Consider the following 16,471-nt stretch of genomic DNA (forward strand, 5'->3'; position numbering starts at 1 on the left):
GCCTCAGTCGACTCTCACTCCGACCTCCCGGATCGGTCACCCCGTCTCCCGAGCGCGTACGCGATCCGCCCTGCAGCGCCGATCACCGTAGCCGAGGGACCGAAGCCCGGAATTTCGTCGTCGGTACCGGCAGTCGTCTCAGGTCCACCGCCACCGTCCGCCGATTCGCCATCTCCGACGGTGAGCGCCGCCGATTCGCCCGTCGATTCGACGACCTTGCCGTCGCCGTCCTCGAGCCGGACGATCTCGACCTCGGCTGTGGTTTCACCGACTGCCACTCCCTCGACTTCCACGTAGCCGACATCGAGGTCAGTAGCACCGGCATCGATCGACTTCGCCGCGGCGAGACTCGCCGTCCCGTCCGTCGTTTCGACGTCCTGAACCAGGGCGTCGGCGAACGTCTCGCCGAGCCCGGCGTCGGCGACGGTCGCGACGTCCGTGTCGACGGTGACCTCGAGATCGAACCCCGAGAGTCCATCGGGGGCCTCGGTCAGGCCGATATCGACCGTCGTGGTCTCGCCCGAATCGATCGCCGTCTCCGCCGGCGTCATCGTTACCGTCGGTGTCTCACTCGTCTCGGCAACCGGTCCAGTCTTCCCGGCGACCGGTCCGGCCGCTACGCCCGCACTGACGAGGCCGGCGGCCGCCAGGAATCCCCGCCGGCCGATCGCATCGTCGGACGTTACGGCGCACTGACTCGCCCCTTCCACCCGTTTCGTTTCCGTAGTTTCGTGCATTGGTAGACAACTCCGTCAGGGCCACCGACCGCGTCCCGCAGATCGTCGCTCGACGACCGGGCCGGCGGTGGCAACGGACGGCACTCGTTCGAATCGATTCGTTCTCGTTGTTCGCCTCGATGTCACGGTATTCCGTCGAACCCCGCATCGAAACGGGAGTCGACGGGGTACCGAATTCGAGGTACCGACGCGACGACGGCGGTCGGTCCCCCCGACGTCGGGATTACGAGACCGTGATCTCGACGTCGTGGGTCGTCTGCCGTCCGCGCTGATCCGTCGCGGTAAGCGTCACCGTGTAGGTGCCACTGGACTCGTAGGAATGCCCGGCGTACCAGCCGCTGACGGACGTTCCGTCGCCGAGGTCCCACTCGAGCCCAGTGATCCAGATATCGCCGGGCGTGTCGTCCCTGACATGGAAGCCGATGCGCTCGCCGGTCTCGACGTCCGTGGCGCTCGGGTCGATCTTCGCGAGGTGGTCGACCTCGAGGGGAATCTCGCCGTCGACGGGCTCCCAGGCGTAATTTTCCTCGTACTTCGGTTCCGTACCCTGGTTCGTCCACCGTGCTTCCCAGTCTTCGCCGTTCCAGTGAACGCGCTCGCCGCTCTGGTAGAGCGTGTTGGCGTCCCACTCGGGATACTCGCTGTCGCCACCGTCTTCGTTGTCGCCGTCGTCACCTCCCGCAGTCGTGGCGGAGACCGTCGCGGGATCGGTCTCCGTCCCCTCCTCACCGACCGCGCTGACGCCGATCTCGTAGGTCGTCTCGGCCTCGAGGTCGGTGACGGTGGCGCTGGTCGAGCTCGTGGTCGTTTCCTCGGTACCGTCGACGGAGACGACGTATTCGACGGCGTTCGGGTCGGAACTCCACGCGACTTCGATCGACGTCTCGTTCTCGGCGACGACCTCGAGGCCCTCGGGCGTGCTCGGCGGCACGTGGGGCTCCGCAGTCGTGGCGGAGACCGTAGCGGGGTCGGTCTCCGTCCCTTCCTCGCCGACCGCGCTGACGTTGATGTCGTAGGTGGTTCCCGACTCGAGATCGGGGACCGTAATGCTGGTCGAGGTCGTGGTGAGCGTCTCCTCCCCGCGGGCCCAGACGTTGTACTCGACGGCGTTCGGGTCAGAGTCCCACGCGACTTCGATCGACGTCTCGTTCTCGGCGACGACCTCGAGACCCTCGGGCGTGCTCGGCGGCGTATTGGCCTCCGCGGTCGTGGCGGAAATCGTCGCGGGGTCGGTCTCGGTGTCCTCCCCGCCGATGGCGCTAACACCGATCTGATAGGTCGTGCCCGACTCGAGGTCGGTGACGGTGGCGCTGGTCGCTGTCGTGGTCGTTTCCTGCTCGCCGTCGACGTACACGGCGTACTCGTCGGCGTTCGGATCGGTCGCCCACGCGACCTCGATCGAGGTCTCGGTTTCGGCGACCACTTCGAGATCCTCGGGAACGCTCGGCGGCTTCTCGTCCGGTTCGCCGTCGCCGACGGTGAGCATCGCCTCTTCGAATTTCGGTTCGATGAGTTTCGCGCCGTCGTTGCCGGGAAGCGTTTCCATCGGGGTGTTCCCCTCCGCGACGTCGACGACCGTCTCGCCGTCGGCGACGCCCTCGAGTTCGACGGTTGCGAGGTCGAGGTCGGTCGTTCCTTCGCTGATCCGTTTTCCCGCCGCTGCGACGGTCGCGGACCCGTCGGTCACGTCGATCTCGGGCGGGAACAGGGAATCGGCGAACGTCTCACCGATCTCGGCGTCGACGATGATCGCGGCCTCGGTGTTGACGTCGATATCGAGTTCGAACCCGGACAGCCCGTTGGGGACCGCCGTCATGCCGATATCGACGGTCGTCGTCTGGCCCGGATCGACCTGAGCGTCGGCGAGATCCACGGTCACCGTGGGCGTCTCCGGCTCCGACCCCGCGACGGTCGTGGCCTGCACCGTCGCCATCCCGGAGGCGGTTTCGCCCTCACCGACGGCACTGACGCCGATATCGTAGGTCGTGTCGGCCTCGAGCCCCGTGATTGTCGCGCTGCTCGAGGTCGTCGTCAGCTCCTGCTCGCCGTCGACGGAAACCGCGTACTCGAGGGCGTCCGGTACCGGACTCCACTCGACCTCGACCGAGGTCTCGCTCTCGTCGACGACCGCGAGGTCCGCGGGCATATCGGGCACGCTGGGGTCGTCGCCGACCCTGAGCGTCGGCGTCTCGTAGTCGACCGCGACCGCTTCGTCCTCGGCGTCGGTCAGCAGGAAGTCCGACAGTTCGACGTCGGTCGTCCCGTCTTCCTGTGCCTCGAGGACGAAGGTGGCGAACTCGTACTCGCTCGTTCCGACGTCCATGACCCCGCCGTCCTGCCTGAACGCAGCGTAGTCCGCCCGGAACGAGTCGGTCGGCTCGTCGACGCTGTTTCGATCATCCCAGTTCGACGGCCACTCGTCGCCGAGGGTGACGCCGACGATCTCCGCGACCGCGGAATCGACCGTGGCCTCGAGGCCCCAGCCCATCACTCCGGTGGGTCCGTTCGAAATCGAAAACGTCACGGTCGTGGTCTCGCCAGCCCCGATCTGGTCGTCGGCGAGGTCGGCCGAGAGCGTGACGTGGTCGTCGGCTGCGACGGTCGACGTCCCGACCGCGAGTGCGCCCGCACTGGCCCCGGCGGCCTGCATGAAGGTGCGTCGCGACGCGGACGAGTCCGTCTGCTGATCGGTGAGCTGTGCGTCGTCGTACGTGTTGTTGTCGTTGGTCATTGGATTTGTAGTGTCGTGTTTTTCGGTGTGACTTCGACTCTCGTTAGATCTTCTCGAGCAGCTCGAGGATGTCCGAGAAGCCGAAGCGGCCGTTGCCGTCGAAGTCGAACTTCTCGGGGTTGTTCTGGACGCCGTCGGCGTTTCGGTTCTCGAAGAGGGCATTGACGTCGCCGTGAGTCGTCTCGTTGTCCCCGTTGACGTCCTCGTAGCGGCCGTCGCCGTCGAGATCCCGCGCCTCGTACTCGCCGACCGAGATCGTCTCGTTGCCGTCGCCGCCGTCGTCGGGGTAGGGATCCCCGGTGATGTCACCCGGACCGATGTGGAGGTCGTTCTCGCCGTTGTCGGCGTCCGGATACGGGTCGTCGCCGGGCGCGAAGTCGTCGTAGCCGTCGGCCATCTCCTGGTTCAGTTCGTGCCACCAGACGCCGGGCGTCTCGTCGTTCAGGTAATTCATCCAGTCGTCGGCGCCCTTCGCCCCGTCGTTCAGACCGGGGGTCCCGTGCTCGAACATATTCGGCTCGTAGGTGTGGTCGAAACACCACGCCAGCGGGTGGACGTCGTAATTCTTGATGAACTCCTCGTACTCCTGGATGTACGGCTGACAGTCGCCGTCGTGCTTACCGCTACAGTCCATCCACGGCGTATCGACGTGCATTCCGCCGCCTTCGATCCAGCCGAACTCGCTGAAGAAGACCGGCACGTGTTCGGACGGCTGGCCGAAGTACTTCGAGAGCGGCCGCAGATCGTCCTGGGTGTAGACGTGGGCCGTATAGCACATGTTCTCGGTGTCGAACTCGTTGTGTGGCGCCCAGTAGGTGTACTGACTCCAGCGCGGACTCCCGATCGTTATCAACTGTCCGTTCGCGTTCTCCTCGACCGTGTCGACCCACGGCTGGGCACGATCGACCCACAGGTCGTACCAGGCTTTCATGTCCTCGCTGGCGACGTCGTAATTGGACGCGTCCCCATCGCCGGGGGCCTCCGCCGGAGCGGAGAGTTCCCCCGCCTGCCGCTGCGGGCCGCCCCAGTCGCCGCCGTACGGGCCGTTCGGCTCGTTGTACACGTCGAAGATCACGTGATCGTCGTCCGCGTACCGGCTGGCGACGATCTCCCAGAACATGTGCAACTCCTCGTCGAGCGCGTTCGAGATCTCCGGCGGCTCGAGGAAGATGTCGTCCTCCTCGAGGTCGTACGCCTCGAGGATGTTCTGTTCGTGGATCAGGTCCCAGATCTCGTCGACCTGGTCCTCGCCGTGCCAGAGCACGCCGCGCTCGCCACAGACTTCCGGATGCCGCCAGTCCTCGCCGCCGTCGCTCGAGCATTGCCAGACGTTGGGATCGACGCCGTGATTCTTGTGATCCTCCTGGTGGAAGACCGGGTAGTGACGGTGGTAGTCGATCATCACGTAGGCACCGCGCTGGGCACCGAGTTCGACGAGTTCGTCGAGGAAGGTCCGACAGTACCACTTGACGTCGTCCCTGTCGAACTGTCCCGGCAGGGCCGGACCCCAGTCGTCGCCGTGGGGCATTTCGCTCGGTTTCGCGTTCTTCGTCCCGGCCGCGAGGAACGACGGCATTACCGGTACCCGGACGACGTTGGTGTACCATCCCTCGGCCTCGTTCGTCGCTAGCTCGAACGTCTCTGGCGCGGTCTGTCCCCGCCAGGTTCGGCTCTGTTCGCCGGGATCTGCGATGTTCACGCCGCGAAGACGGACTTCCTTACCGCTCGGATCGACGATCTTGTTTCCGTCCCGTGCCAGCGGCGGGAGGTCGACCTCTTGGGCCGCTGCAGAACTCGTGACGCTGCCGAGACCGCCGAGCGCAACCACGCTCGTCCCTGTGGCCTTCATTATCGTTCGTCGCGACGTCGAGACGCCGCGGCCGCTCCTATTCGACCGAGCCGCTGAGTCTGTTTGATTCGTATTCTTTGACATGGTGTGATGGATACCCCGCGAACGAGATGTGCGATTCGTTCACTGGGAATGCGGAGGCGTTTTGGATCCTCCTCGATATATAATTTCGATCAATAGTAATGAAATTTTTGATTATTGTGATAAACATTACGTTTGAGTCGTACAAAAATAAACGGACCAATATGTTTGGTGGGGAACTATTACGCGAGAATAACGGACGAGTAACGAGAGTCCCAAGTAAGCATATTCAGGCCATATATCCAACAAAAACAGATATATTCCGGTTTGAGGAATACGAGTAGTTAGTCTCTGCTTCCGATCTCCGAATACAATTTGCGACAAAAATGATTTTTAGCCGCCATATTCAGGATATGTTGTGAATTATATTACATTTTCGCGTAGCGCTTCACGAACCAGCGACGGTCAGACGTCACTCGAACTCGCCGCCATCGACTATCGGTCCGTTGCCGTCCGCGATGGGACGCTCACTCACGGACCACGTCGGGAATCAACCACGGAAAACCGACACCGGACACCCATTTGTAACCGACGACCGCTACGTCCCCTCGAGGGCATCATGCCCACGTTCGATTCGACCGCTGAAACCCCGCGCCGGATTTATAGCTACCTCGTTCCTACGACCCCCTGTGAGTACGCGAACGAGTGCGCTCGATGCGGTCGTCTTCGGTGTCGACATCCAGAGCGGTGACGTGCGCGGCGACGCCCCGTCGTACGCACTCGCGATCTACGACGGCGAGGACGTCAGCCGGGACGTCGTCAGCCACCGGAAGCTCAGACGACTGATCGACGACGAGGAGCCGACGATCGTCGCGACCGACAACATGTACGAGCTGGCCGCGGATAAGGACGAACTCATCCACTTTCTGGGTTCGCTCCCGTCCGACACCATGCTCGTGCAGGTAACGGGTGCCGAACAGCCCGAGCCCCTCTCCCGCGTCGCGAAACGCCACAACGTCCCGTACGGAAAGGACCCGATGCAAGAGGCCGAAGCCGCCGCCCGACTGGCCGCCCACAACGTCGGCCACGAAGTATCGGCCTTTACCGACACGACGGAAGTCAAGGTCGCCCGCGGCCGCTCGACCGGCAGCGGCGGCTGGAGCGAAGACCGCTACACCCGCCGCATTCACGGCTCCGTCAGGAAACGGGCACGAGAGGTCGAGTCCGAACTCGAGGACGCGAACCTCGAGTACGAGCGAGAGGTCCGAGAGGCCTACGGCGGCTTCGCCAACGCCGTCTTCACCGTGGAAGCCCGGCCCAGTGACATCCCCGTCTCTCGAAATCGCTCGGGCGACGTTCGAGTCGAAATCGAGCGCGAGCGCCGCGACGGCATCGAATTCGAACCGCTGGTCAAGCGGCGCGATCACGTCGTCGTCGGCATCGATCCGGGAACGACGACCGCCGTCGCCATCGTCGACCTCGAGGGCGACGTCCTCGACGTCTGGAGTTCGCGAACCAGCGACACCGCCGACGTGATCGAGTGGATCGTCGAGCGCGGCCGTCCGATCATCGTCGCGGCCGACGTGACGCCGATTCCCGAAACCGTCGAGAAGTTCCGCCGGAGTTTCGACGCCGCGGGCTGGACCCCCGAGAGCGACCTCCCCGTCGACGAGAAACAACACCGCACGCGCGAACATCCATATGATGACGACCACCAGCGCGACGCGATGGCCGCCGCGCTATATGCCATCGACGCCCACGAAGATCAGTTCGAGCGGATCGCCGACAAGCTCCCGCCGGGCGTCGACCGCGGCGAAGTCACCGCTCGCGTCGTCGCCGGCGAAGAGAGCGTCGAAGCCGTCCTGACCGATCTCGACGACGGCGAGGAAACCGAGGAGGAATCCACCGAACACGAGCCCCGCGAACTCACCGCGGAGGAAAAGCGGATCAAAGACCTCGAGCGACAGGTCGAGCGCCTCCAGTCGCACGTCGACCGCCTCGAGGGCCGCGTCGCCGAGCGCGACGACCGGATCGACGAGCTCGAGACCGAACTCGGCGTCGCCCGCCGCGAGGAACGCAAGGAAGTCCGCCGGGACCGAGAAGTGAGTCGTCTCGAGCGAAAGGCGAACCGACTCGAGCGCGAGCGCGATGAAGCCCGTGAGGAAGTCGAGGCGCTCGAGGGGAAAGTCGAGCGGATGAAGGCCCTCTGGAAGCTCGACCACTCCAATTTCAGCGACGTCTCCGCGGAAAAGGAGGGGCTGGTCCCGGTCAAGGTCGTCGAGAAGTTCACGAAGGGCGCGATCCGCGAGGCCGACGACCAGTACGGCATCGCGAGCGGCGACGTCGTCTACATCCGCGATGCGAGCGGTGCGGGCCGGTCGACCGCCGAACTGCTCGCGGAGTTCGACCCTCGCGTCGTCCTCAAGGACGGCGGCCTCTCGGAGATCGCGGACGAGATCCTCTTCGAGGCCGAAATTCCGGTCGGTCCGGCCGACGACGTCGCCATGCAGGAGGTCGACGAACTGGCCGTGGCCCGCGAGGACGACGTCGAAGCCGCGATCGACGACTGGCACGACCGTGCGGAAGAACGCAAGCGCGACCGCAAGGCATCGATGGTCGACCAGCTCATCAGCGAGCACCGGGCGGGCGACAACGAAGTCTGATCGGGCCTACGTTTCCGGCCCCGATTCCATCGGCGACAGTACCCGCGGGACCTCCTCGAGTTCGACCTCCTCGGTCAGATCCTCGGTGCTGTCGACCGGTCCGTTGACGAACAACGCGTGAGCGATGAATCCGATCGCGACGATGCCGAGCGCCATGACGGCGGCCGTAAACGGGACGGCCGTCGCGTAGCCGACGATCGCTCCAGTGCCGAGACTGGCCGCGATAGAGAGCAACACGAGATCGTAATAGTGTAGCGAGTATCCCATACCGGAACAACGGGATACAGCGGCAAAACGTTTGATCCCGAGAGTCCGGGGTTCGTCCTCGAGACGAATCAGAACATGCCGAAGTTCTGGAGCATCCCCGAAATCAACGATTTGACGACCAATCCGAGGCCGGCGACGATGAGTGCCATCCCGGCAGCGATCAGCAGGTTCTGCGACGCGATCAGACCGATCCCGGCGAGGAGAATCACGATTCCCGCAATACCGAGCGCACCGAGGTTCCGTAACATACCCACGGATGGAGAGCCGAGCGGAATAAACGACGTGGTTCCCCGATCGGGTGGAAGAGACGCTCGCGTCCGGTGATCGGGGAGAAAGAACGATAAAGGGTTAAACCCCTCGAACGCAAAGCCGCGGCCATGAGCGACGACGGAGACGGCGGTCGGAATAACCTCCGGATGCCCGAGGATGACGAGGTCTTCGCGACCGTCACCGACATGCTCGGGGCGAATCGGGTCAAAGTACGCTGTGCCGACGGGACGGAACGCACCGCTCGCATCCCCGGCAAGATGCAAAAGCGCATCTGGATCCGCGAGGACGACGTCGTGCTCGTCGAACCCTGGGACTGGCAGGACGAGAAGGCCGACATCACCTGGCGCTACGAGAAGAGCGAGGCCGACCAGCTCCGCGAGGAAGGTCATATCCAGTAAAACGAAATTTTGCTCTGCGGGCGCGGCTTCGCCGCGCCCTCGGCAAAATCTTCAAAAGAGCGCGAAGCGCTCTTTTGGACACCGCGGGATCTTCGATCCCGCTCAGTTTCGATCAAAAGTACTCCTCCTTCCTCTCCACTCACTCCGTTCGTTCCGAGTCAGTCGTCGGCCCGCGAGCGCCGACGGCGCTCGCGGTGAACGGCTTCACTCGGGTTCTTCGAACCGCTCGCTCGCCGACAATACTCGAGGTGATATCTGCAATTCGACATCTAATAGGCGATGGAGCAGCCCCGGATTCGAGAAATATCCGTTCTTCGAATCGTACTACGAATGACAGGCTACAGATCTGCGACGTCTTCGATAGCGTCGGTCAGCGTTTTGATGCTCTCGAGGTCGTGTTCGCCCATGTGGCCGATTCGGAACGTCTCCTCGCCGAGTTGCGAGCCGTAGCCGTTCGAGAAGACCATGTCGTACTCCTCGCTGACGGCCTCGATCGTCGCGGCGACGTCGATCCCCTGCGTGTTCTCGATGCAGCTCACCGTCTGCGATTCGTACCCTTCCTCGGGGAACACGTCGAAGTGCTCGCGGGCCCACTCGCGGGTGTACTCGGCCATCTCCCGGTGGCGCTGATCGCGCGCGTCGTGGCCCTCATCGAGCATGCGTTTCATCTGTTTGCGGTAGGCCAGCATGATCGGAATCGCGGGCGTGGAGTGGGTCTGCCCCTTCCGGTCGTAGTAGTCGATCGTGCGCTGGAAGCCGCCGTACCACGATGCCGAATCCTTCTCGAGTTCGCGCTCGTAGGCGTCGTCGCTGACGACGCAGATGGCGAGCCCCGGCGGCATGGCGAACGCCTTCTGGCTCGAGGCGAAGATGACGTCGATGTCGTGTTCGTCGATATCGACGACGTCCCCGCCCAGCGCGGAAACCGCGTCGACGACGAAGTACGTATCAGGGTACTCCGCGACGACGTCGCCGATCTCCTCAATGGGGTTGCGGACGCCCGTCGAGGACTCGTTCATTACGGTGGCGACGACGTCGTAGTGCTTGTCGCTCGATTCGAGGGTCTCGCGAATGTCTTCGGGCTTGATCGCCTGTCCCCACTCGTACTCGAGCCTGTCGACGTCCTTGCCCAATCGCTCGGCCACGTTGGCGTGGCGCTCGCTGAAACTGCCACAGGTCGGGACGAGGATGTTCTCGTCGACGAGGTTGAGCGTCGAGGCCTCCCAGAATTCCGTTCCCGACCCTGTCAAGATGACCACCTCGTTGTCGGTGCCGAGGAATTCCTTCGTGTCCTCGACGATAGTCGTGTACAGGTCCGTCATCCGGTCCATACGGTGGCCGAACATCGGCTCGCACATCGCCTCGATGACGTCGTCGCGCACTTCCGTCGGACCCGGGATATACAGCGTCTTGTCGGGATAGTCGTCTTTGTATTCGCGTTTCTTGGTCACGGAAACCACTCGAGTACGGGTCACTGGGACGCGTGACGGTATGGTACTTTTGATACCACACCGGGAGTGGCGGGGAGAGTGACGCAGCGGTCGCTGCAATGAGAGCGGTAACCGCGGTGAGAAAACGGCCTGCGCCTCTCCGGCCCGACAGCCGTGCGATCGGATGCGAGCCGCGAGAGAGTCCTCAACGGCAGTCGCTGTCGGAAACGGCGGTGAGAGTCGTTACTCGACCGTGATGTCGCCGACCATCTGCGAGGAGTGGGGCTGGCAGACGTACTGGGCCATCTCGCTGCTGGCCGTAAAGGTCAGCGTCTGGTCCGAAGGCTCCTCGGAAGACACCTGCTCGGTCGAGAGGTCGTTGACGACGCTACCGTCGCTGTTGCGGATCTCGATGTTGTGTGGCTGGCCGTTGCCCTCGTTCCAGCCGATCGTGTACTCCTCACCCTCCGAGAGGATGATCGTTGGGTTCTCCGACCCTTCGATCGCCGACGGGCTGACGCCTTCCCAGTGGGAGGTCTGGCCGCTGAACATGATCTCGTCGCCAGCGCTGGCTTCGTACTCGCTTGCGCCGCCACCGTTGCCGTTACCGTTTCCGTTGCCGTTACCGTTACCGCCGCCGTTACCGCCACTGCAGCCGGCGACGAGCGCCGTCGATGCGGCCGCGCCCGTAAGCTTCAGTGCTGTCCGCCGTGAAACTGCCTTGTCTCGTGCCATCATCGGGATTTGGGGTCGGTAACATAAAAATTGATACCTTCTATCACTCCGATGTTATGACAATGCATACCATAATATATGTATTGTCGACCAGGGAGACACTGCACGTCCTTACCGGAGCTCAGGCGTCACCTCGATCCCCCGATCGGAACCGATCAGTCGACTCGAGCGAGAGCCGCAGGAACGCTGGCACGGTGACGACGGCGATCGCGATCTCGAGGCCGCCGACGACGACGAACGCGAGTTCGTAGCCGTAGGTGCCGGCGACGGTGCCGCCGACGAGGAAGCCGCCGAGAAAGCCGAGGCTTCCGGCGAGGTTGAACCCCGCCATGGCGACGCCGCGCTCGTTCTCGTCCGCGAGGTCAGTGACCAGCGCCATCGTCGCAGGGGCGACGAGCGCGCCGAGGACGCCGACGCCCGCCATCGCGATCGCGGCGGTCGCCACCGAGGGGGAGGCACCGACGAGGAGGATCCCGCCGCCGTAACAGACGGATCCGACGACGATCGGGATCGTTCGGCCGATCCGGTCCGAGAGGGCACCCATCGGATACTGCAAGAGCGCGAAGGGTGCGAAGAAACACGCCAACAGGAGCCCGGTCGTTCGGGCGTCGAGGCCGAACGCCTCCTGGAAGTAGAGCGTTCCGACGAGCGCGAAGAAGCCCGCCGTGAGCCGGTCGACGAAGCCGAACGCGTACGGGATGGATAACGTCGGCCGCCGGCGGATTCCGTCCACGAGCGCACTGATACTCCGGCGCTCGTCGGGAATCCGATCCTCGACGAGCGTAACGAGGGCGCCCACGCAGACGAGCAAGCCGGCGGCGACGAGCAACGGCGCGATCGGATCGACCGCCGTCAGCTGCCCGCCGATCGGTGCGCCGAGCGCGGCACCGAGCCCGATCGCGATCCCGGCCGCGCCCATGTTCCGGCCGTGGCCGCCCTCGAGGTCCATTAGCATGGTCATCGTCAGGGAGAACGCGCCGATGGTCATCGCGCCCTGAACGACGCGCAGGAGAAGCACACCCTCGAAGGGGACCGAGCCGACGGCGGGGACGGCGGCGAGGGAGGCGTAGCTGAGCGCGCCGCCGAGCGCGCCGACGACGATGAACGGGGTGCGGCGTCCGGTCACGTCGCTCGCGAGTCCCCAGACCCCGACGAACCCGACGTAGGCGGCGAACTCCGCGACCAGGAACCACATGCTCGCGTCGAGGGGCGTCGCCGCGAACGCCGAGGTCGCCGCGTCGGCGCCCAGCGTCTCGACGAGCGTCGCGACGCCCGGGTAGAGCAGGAGCTGCGAGAACAACACCGCGAAGACGAGCGCGGCGAGCACCACCCGATCGCGGTCGCTCGAGTGCACGGACGTCCCTTGGTTCTCCGGGAGTATGAACTCGTTCGTTTCGACGCGGACGAACGTGATTTCCCCGGATCGGTAGCGGTACCCTATTCTGGCGGTCGGAATCGACGCGTTTTCGTTCACCGAGAACTCGGAGCTATCGATGACAGTCACTCGCCGACAGCTCCTCGCCGCGGGAGCGACCGCCGGAACGGGAGTCGTCGCCGGCTGTACGGATATCGTCCGGGATTCGCTCTCGTCGACGCCGGGGACCGTGTCCGAGGAGGCGCTCGAGGAGACCGGGTACAACGAACACGCCGTCGAGGAGGTCATTGTGGAACGGACCGTCGGCCGGTTCGGAATCGAACGGACGATCGAGGCACGGAACTGGTACGCCGAGTACGATCGGTCGATCGCGCTCGATTCGGTCGGTCTGACGCGCGCACAAGCGGCGATCGTCTCCGTCCTCACGACGCCGCAGGTATCCATCCTCGGGAAGACGTTCAATCCCGTCGGCGAGTACTCGACCGACGAGCTCGTCGAACTGATCCAGAGCCGATACGACCGGCTCGATGACGTCCAGTCCGCCGGCGAGGAGTCGGTATCGATTCTCGGCACCGAAACGACGCTCGCCCGGTACGAGGGGCGCGCTCGACTGCTCGATCCCGGCGTGACGCTCGACGTCTACCTGCAGATCAGCGAACCCGTCGCCCACGGGGACGACTTCGTGATCGGCATCGCGGTCTACCCGCAGTTTCAGGGCCTCGAGACCGAGTCGGGGGCCGTGCGGACGATGCTCGAGTCCCTCGAGCACGAGTAAGGCCCTCGAAACGCGGCGGGATCTACGGACGAATGTGGTCTCGAAACACACCAGGACTACGGGCGAATGTAGGCGTATCCCTCGCTCTGCAGGCGGGTGAGTTCGCCGCCACCGGAGGGCACTGTTTCGACGCCCTCGACGAGGTCCGATTCGGCGAGGTCTTTCAAGTCGAGCGTGTTGCTACAGGCTTTGACTTCGATACCGGTCTCGAGCAGCGACTCGACCATCTCGCTGCCGTCTCCGCCGATCGTCAGGGGCTCGATCCCGTCAGCTTGCGCGACGACGGCGACGTCCTCGATTTCCACGGAGTCGTCCTTCGTGAGGTTCTCCGCGATGGTGAGTGCGGTCTGTTGCTGCGCCGGCTCGTCTGCGATGAGGTGGAAAACGGTCTGCACGTATTGACAACACAGGCGTCTCCCAATAGTGGTTGAGCCTGCGAGCGAACGCATTCGACGCAACCGACGGCTCGAGCGTCCGAGAGTCGTGCGTGACATTCTCTAGTCTTCGTTTTTTGCCGTTACTGCGACGCATATGAATGTGGGGGAGTATGCATACTAAACATGAGCGACGACGCGAGCGACGGGCACGACGCCGATGGCGAGACGCCTCCGGCGTCTCGAAAAGGAGGCGGTGAAACCGCCGACTCCGATCGCGAGACGTCTCCGAGGTCCCGAGACGGCGAGCGCGGTCTCGGCACGCGCAGCGTCCACGCCGGACAGTCCCCCGATCCGGAGACCGGCGCGATGGCACCGCCGATCTACCAGACGACCTCCTACGTCTTCGAGGACGCCGACACGGCCGCCGACCGGTACGCCCTCGAGGACGACGGCTACATCTACTCTCGCATCGCGAACCCGACCGTCAGCACGCTCGAGGATCGCCTCGCGGACCTCGAGGGCGGCGCGGGCGCGGTCGCGACGGGCAGCGGCATGGCCGCGCTGGATTCTGCAGTACTGATCCTCGCCGAGGCGGGCGACAACGTGGTCTGTTCGACCGACACCTACGGCGGGACGACCGCCTACTTCTCGAAGACGGCGACCCGACGGGACATCGAGCCGAAATTCGTCCCCACCCTCGAGTACGACGCCTACGAGGACGCCATCGACGAGGACACCGCCTTCGTCCACGTCGAGACGATCGGGAACCCCTCGCTGGTGACGCCCGACTTCGAGCGCGTCGCCGAGATCGCCCACGAGAACGGCGTGCCGCTAGTCGTGGACAACACCTTCGCGACGCCGGCGCTCTGTCGCCCCCTCGAGCACGGGGCTGACGTCGTCTGGGAGTCGACCACCAAGTGGCTCCACGGCTCGGGCACGACGGTCGGCGGGGTCCTCGTCGACGGCGGCTCGTTCCCCTGGGGCGAGCACGGCTACGAGGAGATCGCGGGGCTGAACCACGCCTACCACGACGTCGACTTCTCGCGGGACTTCCCCGAGGCACCCTTCGCGGCGACGGCCAGGTTCCGGTCGCTGCGCAGTCTGGGCAACCAGCAGTCACCGTTCGACGCCTGGCAAACGCTGCAGGGGCTCGAGACGATGCCCTTGCGCGTCGAGAAGCACTGCGAGAACGCCTCGATCGTGGCGGACTACCTCGACGACCACGAGGACGTCGCCTGGGTCACCCATCCGGGGCTCGTGGACCATCCCACCCACGACAATGCCAGACGATACCTCGAGGACTACGGCGGGATGGTCGCGTTCGGACTCGAAGAGGGATTCGAGGCGGGGAAGGCCTTCTGCGAGAACGTGGAGGTCGCCCAGTTCCTCGCGAACATCGGCGACGCGAAGACGCTCGTGATCCACCCGGCGAGTACGACTCACGGGCAGCTCTCGCCCGAAGAGCGGGCAGAGGCGGGCGTTACGGACGACCTGATCCGGATGTCGGTCGGGATCGAGGATCCCGCGGACATTCTCGCCGACCTCGAGCAAGCGATCGCGGCGGCGACGCGAGCCTGTCGCGAGGAGGGTGAGACATCGTGACGACGAAGAACACGGTCAGTCTCGGGCAGTTCCAGTTCGAGAGCGGGGAGTCGATCCCGAACCTCGAGGTCGCCTACGAGACGTACGGCGAGTTCACCGGTGACAACGCGGTGCTGGCCTGTCACGCGCTGACCGGCAGCGCCCACGTCGCCCGCCGGCCGGACGCGGGCGGAGAGACGGCAGGGCAGGCTCGCGCCTGGTGGGGCGACGTCGTCGGGCCCGGGAAGGCGATCGACACGAGCGAGTACTACGTCATCTGTGCGAACGCGCCCGGGTCGTGTTACGGAACGACGGGACCCGCGAGCGAGAATCCCGAGACGGGCGAGCCCTACGGGACCGACTTCCCGCCGGTCACGGTCGGCGACTGGACCCGGGCCCAGCGGCAGCTACTCGACGAGCTCGGCGTCGGACGACTCCACGCCGTCGTCGGCGGCAGCGTCGGCGGGATGAACGTCCTCGACTGGCTGCGCCGGTATCCCGACGACGTCGAGCGGGCCGGCGCGGTCGCCACCGCCGCTCGGCTCGACGCCCAGTGTCTCGCGCTCGATACCGTCGCTCGACGGGCGATCACGGGCGATCCCAACTGGAACGGCGGCCACTACTACGGCGGTCCGGAACCCGAGGAAGGGCTGGCTCGAGCGCGCCAGATCGGCCACATCATGTACCTCTCGAAGGCCTCGATGGGGCGCAAGTTCGGCCGCCGGTCGGCGGGACGGGCGGCGGTTCGCGAGGAGCCGCTGGATCCCGCCGCCGCGTTCTTCCCGTATCGGGAAGTCGAGTCCTATCTGGACTATCAGGCCGACAAGTTCACCGACCGGTTCGACGCCAACAGCTACCTCTACATGACGCGCGCGATGGACGACTTCGACCTGTCGGCGGGCTACGAGTCCGACGCCGACGCGCTCGCGGCCTTCGAGGGCGAACTCCTGCTCCTCTCGTTTACCGGCGACTGGCACTTCACCGTCGAGCAGGCCGAAGCGCTGGCCGAGGCCTGCCGCGAGGCGACCGTCGACGTCGCCCACCACGTCGTCGAATCCGACCACGGTCACGACGCCTTCCTCGTCGAACCGGAAAAAGTCGGGCCGCCGCTGGCCGACCTGCTCGAGGACGGACTCGCCGGCCGCGCGATCACCGACACGGCACCGGAGGCCGACGATTCCGGCGAGTTCGCTCCGGTCCACACGAGCCTGTTTTCGGAGTAAAGAGACGGCGGTTCGACCGTTCGAACGGTGACGGGTTCC

Annotated in this window: 14 protein-coding genes; 5 read left to right on the forward strand and 9 right to left on the reverse strand. The window is 64.8% G+C overall.

Translation table 11 applies throughout. From position 1 onward, the window contains the following. Window positions 1–14 precede the first annotated feature (14 nt). The 3 genes from LDB05_RS14665 to LDB05_RS14675 all read right to left on the reverse strand — a co-directional run bounded on the left by LDB05_RS14665 (window position 15) and on the right by LDB05_RS14675 (window position 5,317). Window positions 15–737 carry a hypothetical protein gene (locus LDB05_RS14665; RefSeq protein ID WP_226004733.1) on the reverse strand — a complete coding sequence of 241 codons (723 nt, stop codon included), beginning with the start codon at window positions 735–737 and terminating at the stop codon, window positions 15–17. A gap of 223 nt (window positions 738–960) precedes the next feature. After that, window positions 961–3,468, reverse strand: a complete 2,508-nt coding sequence (locus LDB05_RS14670; protein WP_226004734.1) for a fibronectin type III domain-containing protein — start codon at window positions 3,466–3,468, stop codon at window positions 961–963. Window positions 3,469–3,511: 43 nt separating this feature from the next. Then, window positions 3,512–5,317 carry a cellulase family glycosylhydrolase gene (locus LDB05_RS14675; protein ID WP_226004735.1) on the reverse strand — a complete coding sequence of 602 codons (1,806 nt, stop codon included), beginning with the start codon at window positions 5,315–5,317 and terminating at the stop codon, window positions 3,512–3,514. Window positions 5,318–6,027: 710 nt separating this feature from the next. On the opposite strand from LDB05_RS14675, the gene LDB05_RS14680 reads away from it, so the two are divergent. Further along, window positions 6,028–8,001 (forward strand): DUF460 domain-containing protein, encoded by a 1,974-nt coding sequence (locus LDB05_RS14680; protein ID WP_226004736.1) that lies wholly within the window; start codon window positions 6,028–6,030, stop codon window positions 7,999–8,001. 6 nt (window positions 8,002–8,007) lie between these two features. Here the strand turns inward: LDB05_RS14680 and LDB05_RS14685 are convergent, their stop codons facing one another. Together LDB05_RS14685 and LDB05_RS14690 are read right to left on the reverse strand one after the other, a co-directional pair. Then, entirely contained in the window at window positions 8,008–8,268 is a 261-nt protein-coding gene (locus LDB05_RS14685) for a DUF8015 family protein (RefSeq protein WP_226004737.1), read from the reverse strand. 68 nt (window positions 8,269–8,336) lie between these two features. Further along, window positions 8,337–8,516, reverse strand: a complete 180-nt coding sequence (locus LDB05_RS14690) for a DUF7470 family protein (RefSeq protein ID WP_226004738.1) — start codon at window positions 8,514–8,516, stop codon at window positions 8,337–8,339. 129 nt (window positions 8,517–8,645) lie between these two features. Between LDB05_RS14690 and eif1A the strand changes: the two genes are divergently transcribed. Then, window positions 8,646–8,936, forward strand: a complete 291-nt coding sequence (gene eif1A / locus LDB05_RS14695; RefSeq protein WP_226004739.1) for a translation initiation factor eIF-1A — start codon at window positions 8,646–8,648, stop codon at window positions 8,934–8,936. 338 nt (window positions 8,937–9,274) lie between these two features. Here eif1A and LDB05_RS14700 read toward each other — a convergent pair whose 3' ends face one another. The 3 genes from LDB05_RS14700 to LDB05_RS14710 all read right to left on the reverse strand — a co-directional run bounded on the left by LDB05_RS14700 (window position 9,275) and on the right by LDB05_RS14710 (window position 12,455). Further along, entirely contained in the window at window positions 9,275–10,387 is a 1,113-nt protein-coding gene (locus LDB05_RS14700) for a pyridoxal-phosphate-dependent aminotransferase family protein (RefSeq protein WP_226004740.1), read from the reverse strand. Window positions 10,388–10,609: 222 nt separating this feature from the next. After that, window positions 10,610–11,101 carry a plastocyanin/azurin family copper-binding protein gene (locus LDB05_RS14705; protein WP_226004741.1) on the reverse strand — a complete coding sequence of 164 codons (492 nt, stop codon included), beginning with the start codon at window positions 11,099–11,101 and terminating at the stop codon, window positions 10,610–10,612. Between the two features lie 121 nt (window positions 11,102–11,222). Continuing rightward, window positions 11,223–12,455: an MFS transporter gene (locus LDB05_RS14710; protein WP_226007918.1), complete on the reverse strand. Its 1,233-nt coding sequence runs from the start codon at window positions 12,453–12,455 to the stop codon at window positions 11,223–11,225. A gap of 139 nt (window positions 12,456–12,594) precedes the next feature. Between LDB05_RS14710 and LDB05_RS14715 the strand changes: the two genes are divergently transcribed. Beyond that, window positions 12,595–13,251 carry a DUF6517 family protein gene (locus LDB05_RS14715; protein WP_226004742.1) on the forward strand — a complete coding sequence of 219 codons (657 nt, stop codon included), beginning with the start codon at window positions 12,595–12,597 and terminating at the stop codon, window positions 13,249–13,251. Between the two features lie 56 nt (window positions 13,252–13,307). On the opposite strand, the gene LDB05_RS14720 is transcribed toward LDB05_RS14715, so the two are convergent. Continuing rightward, window positions 13,308–13,646, reverse strand: a complete 339-nt coding sequence (locus tag LDB05_RS14720) for a DsrE family protein (RefSeq protein ID WP_226004743.1) — start codon at window positions 13,644–13,646, stop codon at window positions 13,308–13,310. A 165-nt stretch (window positions 13,647–13,811) separates the two neighbouring features. Here LDB05_RS14720 and LDB05_RS14725 point away from each other — a divergent pair, with 165 nt between their 5' ends. After that, window positions 13,812–15,230, forward strand: a complete 1,419-nt coding sequence (locus LDB05_RS14725; protein ID WP_226004744.1) for an O-acetylhomoserine aminocarboxypropyltransferase/cysteine synthase family protein — start codon at window positions 13,812–13,814, stop codon at window positions 15,228–15,230. Further along, window positions 15,227–16,432: a homoserine O-acetyltransferase MetX gene (gene metX, locus LDB05_RS14730; RefSeq protein ID WP_226004745.1), complete on the forward strand. Its 1,206-nt coding sequence runs from the start codon at window positions 15,227–15,229 to the stop codon at window positions 16,430–16,432. Before LDB05_RS14725 ends, metX begins: the two co-directional genes overlap by 4 nt. Window positions 16,433–16,471 lie beyond the last annotated feature (39 nt).

The sequence above is a fragment of the Natrinema salinisoli genome (genome assembly GCF_020405205.1).
GTDB lineage: Archaea > Halobacteriota > Halobacteria > Halobacteriales > Natrialbaceae > Natrinema > Natrinema salinisoli.

Bases quoted from the DNA above. Each gene is read 5' to 3' on its own strand.
- LDB05_RS14665 (WP_226004733.1), bottom strand. From the start codon at position 737: ATGCACGAAACTACGGAAACGAAACGGGTGGAAGGGGCGAGTCAGTGC.
- LDB05_RS14670 (WP_226004734.1), bottom strand. From the start codon at position 3,468: ATGACCAACGACAACAACACGTACGACGACGCACAGCTCACCGATCAG.
- LDB05_RS14675 (WP_226004735.1), bottom strand. From the start codon at position 5,317: ATGAAGGCCACAGGGACGAGCGTGGTTGCGCTCGGCGGTCTCGGCAGC.
- LDB05_RS14685 (WP_226004737.1), bottom strand. From the start codon at position 8,268: ATGGGATACTCGCTACACTATTACGATCTCGTGTTGCTCTCTATCGCG.
- LDB05_RS14690 (WP_226004738.1), bottom strand. From the start codon at position 8,516: ATGTTACGGAACCTCGGTGCGCTCGGTATTGCGGGAATCGTGATTCTC.
- eif1A (WP_226004739.1), top strand. From the start codon at position 8,646: ATGAGCGACGACGGAGACGGCGGTCGGAATAACCTCCGGATGCCCGAG.
- LDB05_RS14705 (WP_226004741.1), bottom strand. From the start codon at position 11,101: ATGGCACGAGACAAGGCAGTTTCACGGCGGACAGCACTGAAGCTTACG.
- LDB05_RS14715 (WP_226004742.1), top strand. From the start codon at position 12,595: ATGACAGTCACTCGCCGACAGCTCCTCGCCGCGGGAGCGACCGCCGGA.
- LDB05_RS14725 (WP_226004744.1), top strand. From the start codon at position 13,812: ATGAGCGACGACGCGAGCGACGGGCACGACGCCGATGGCGAGACGCCT.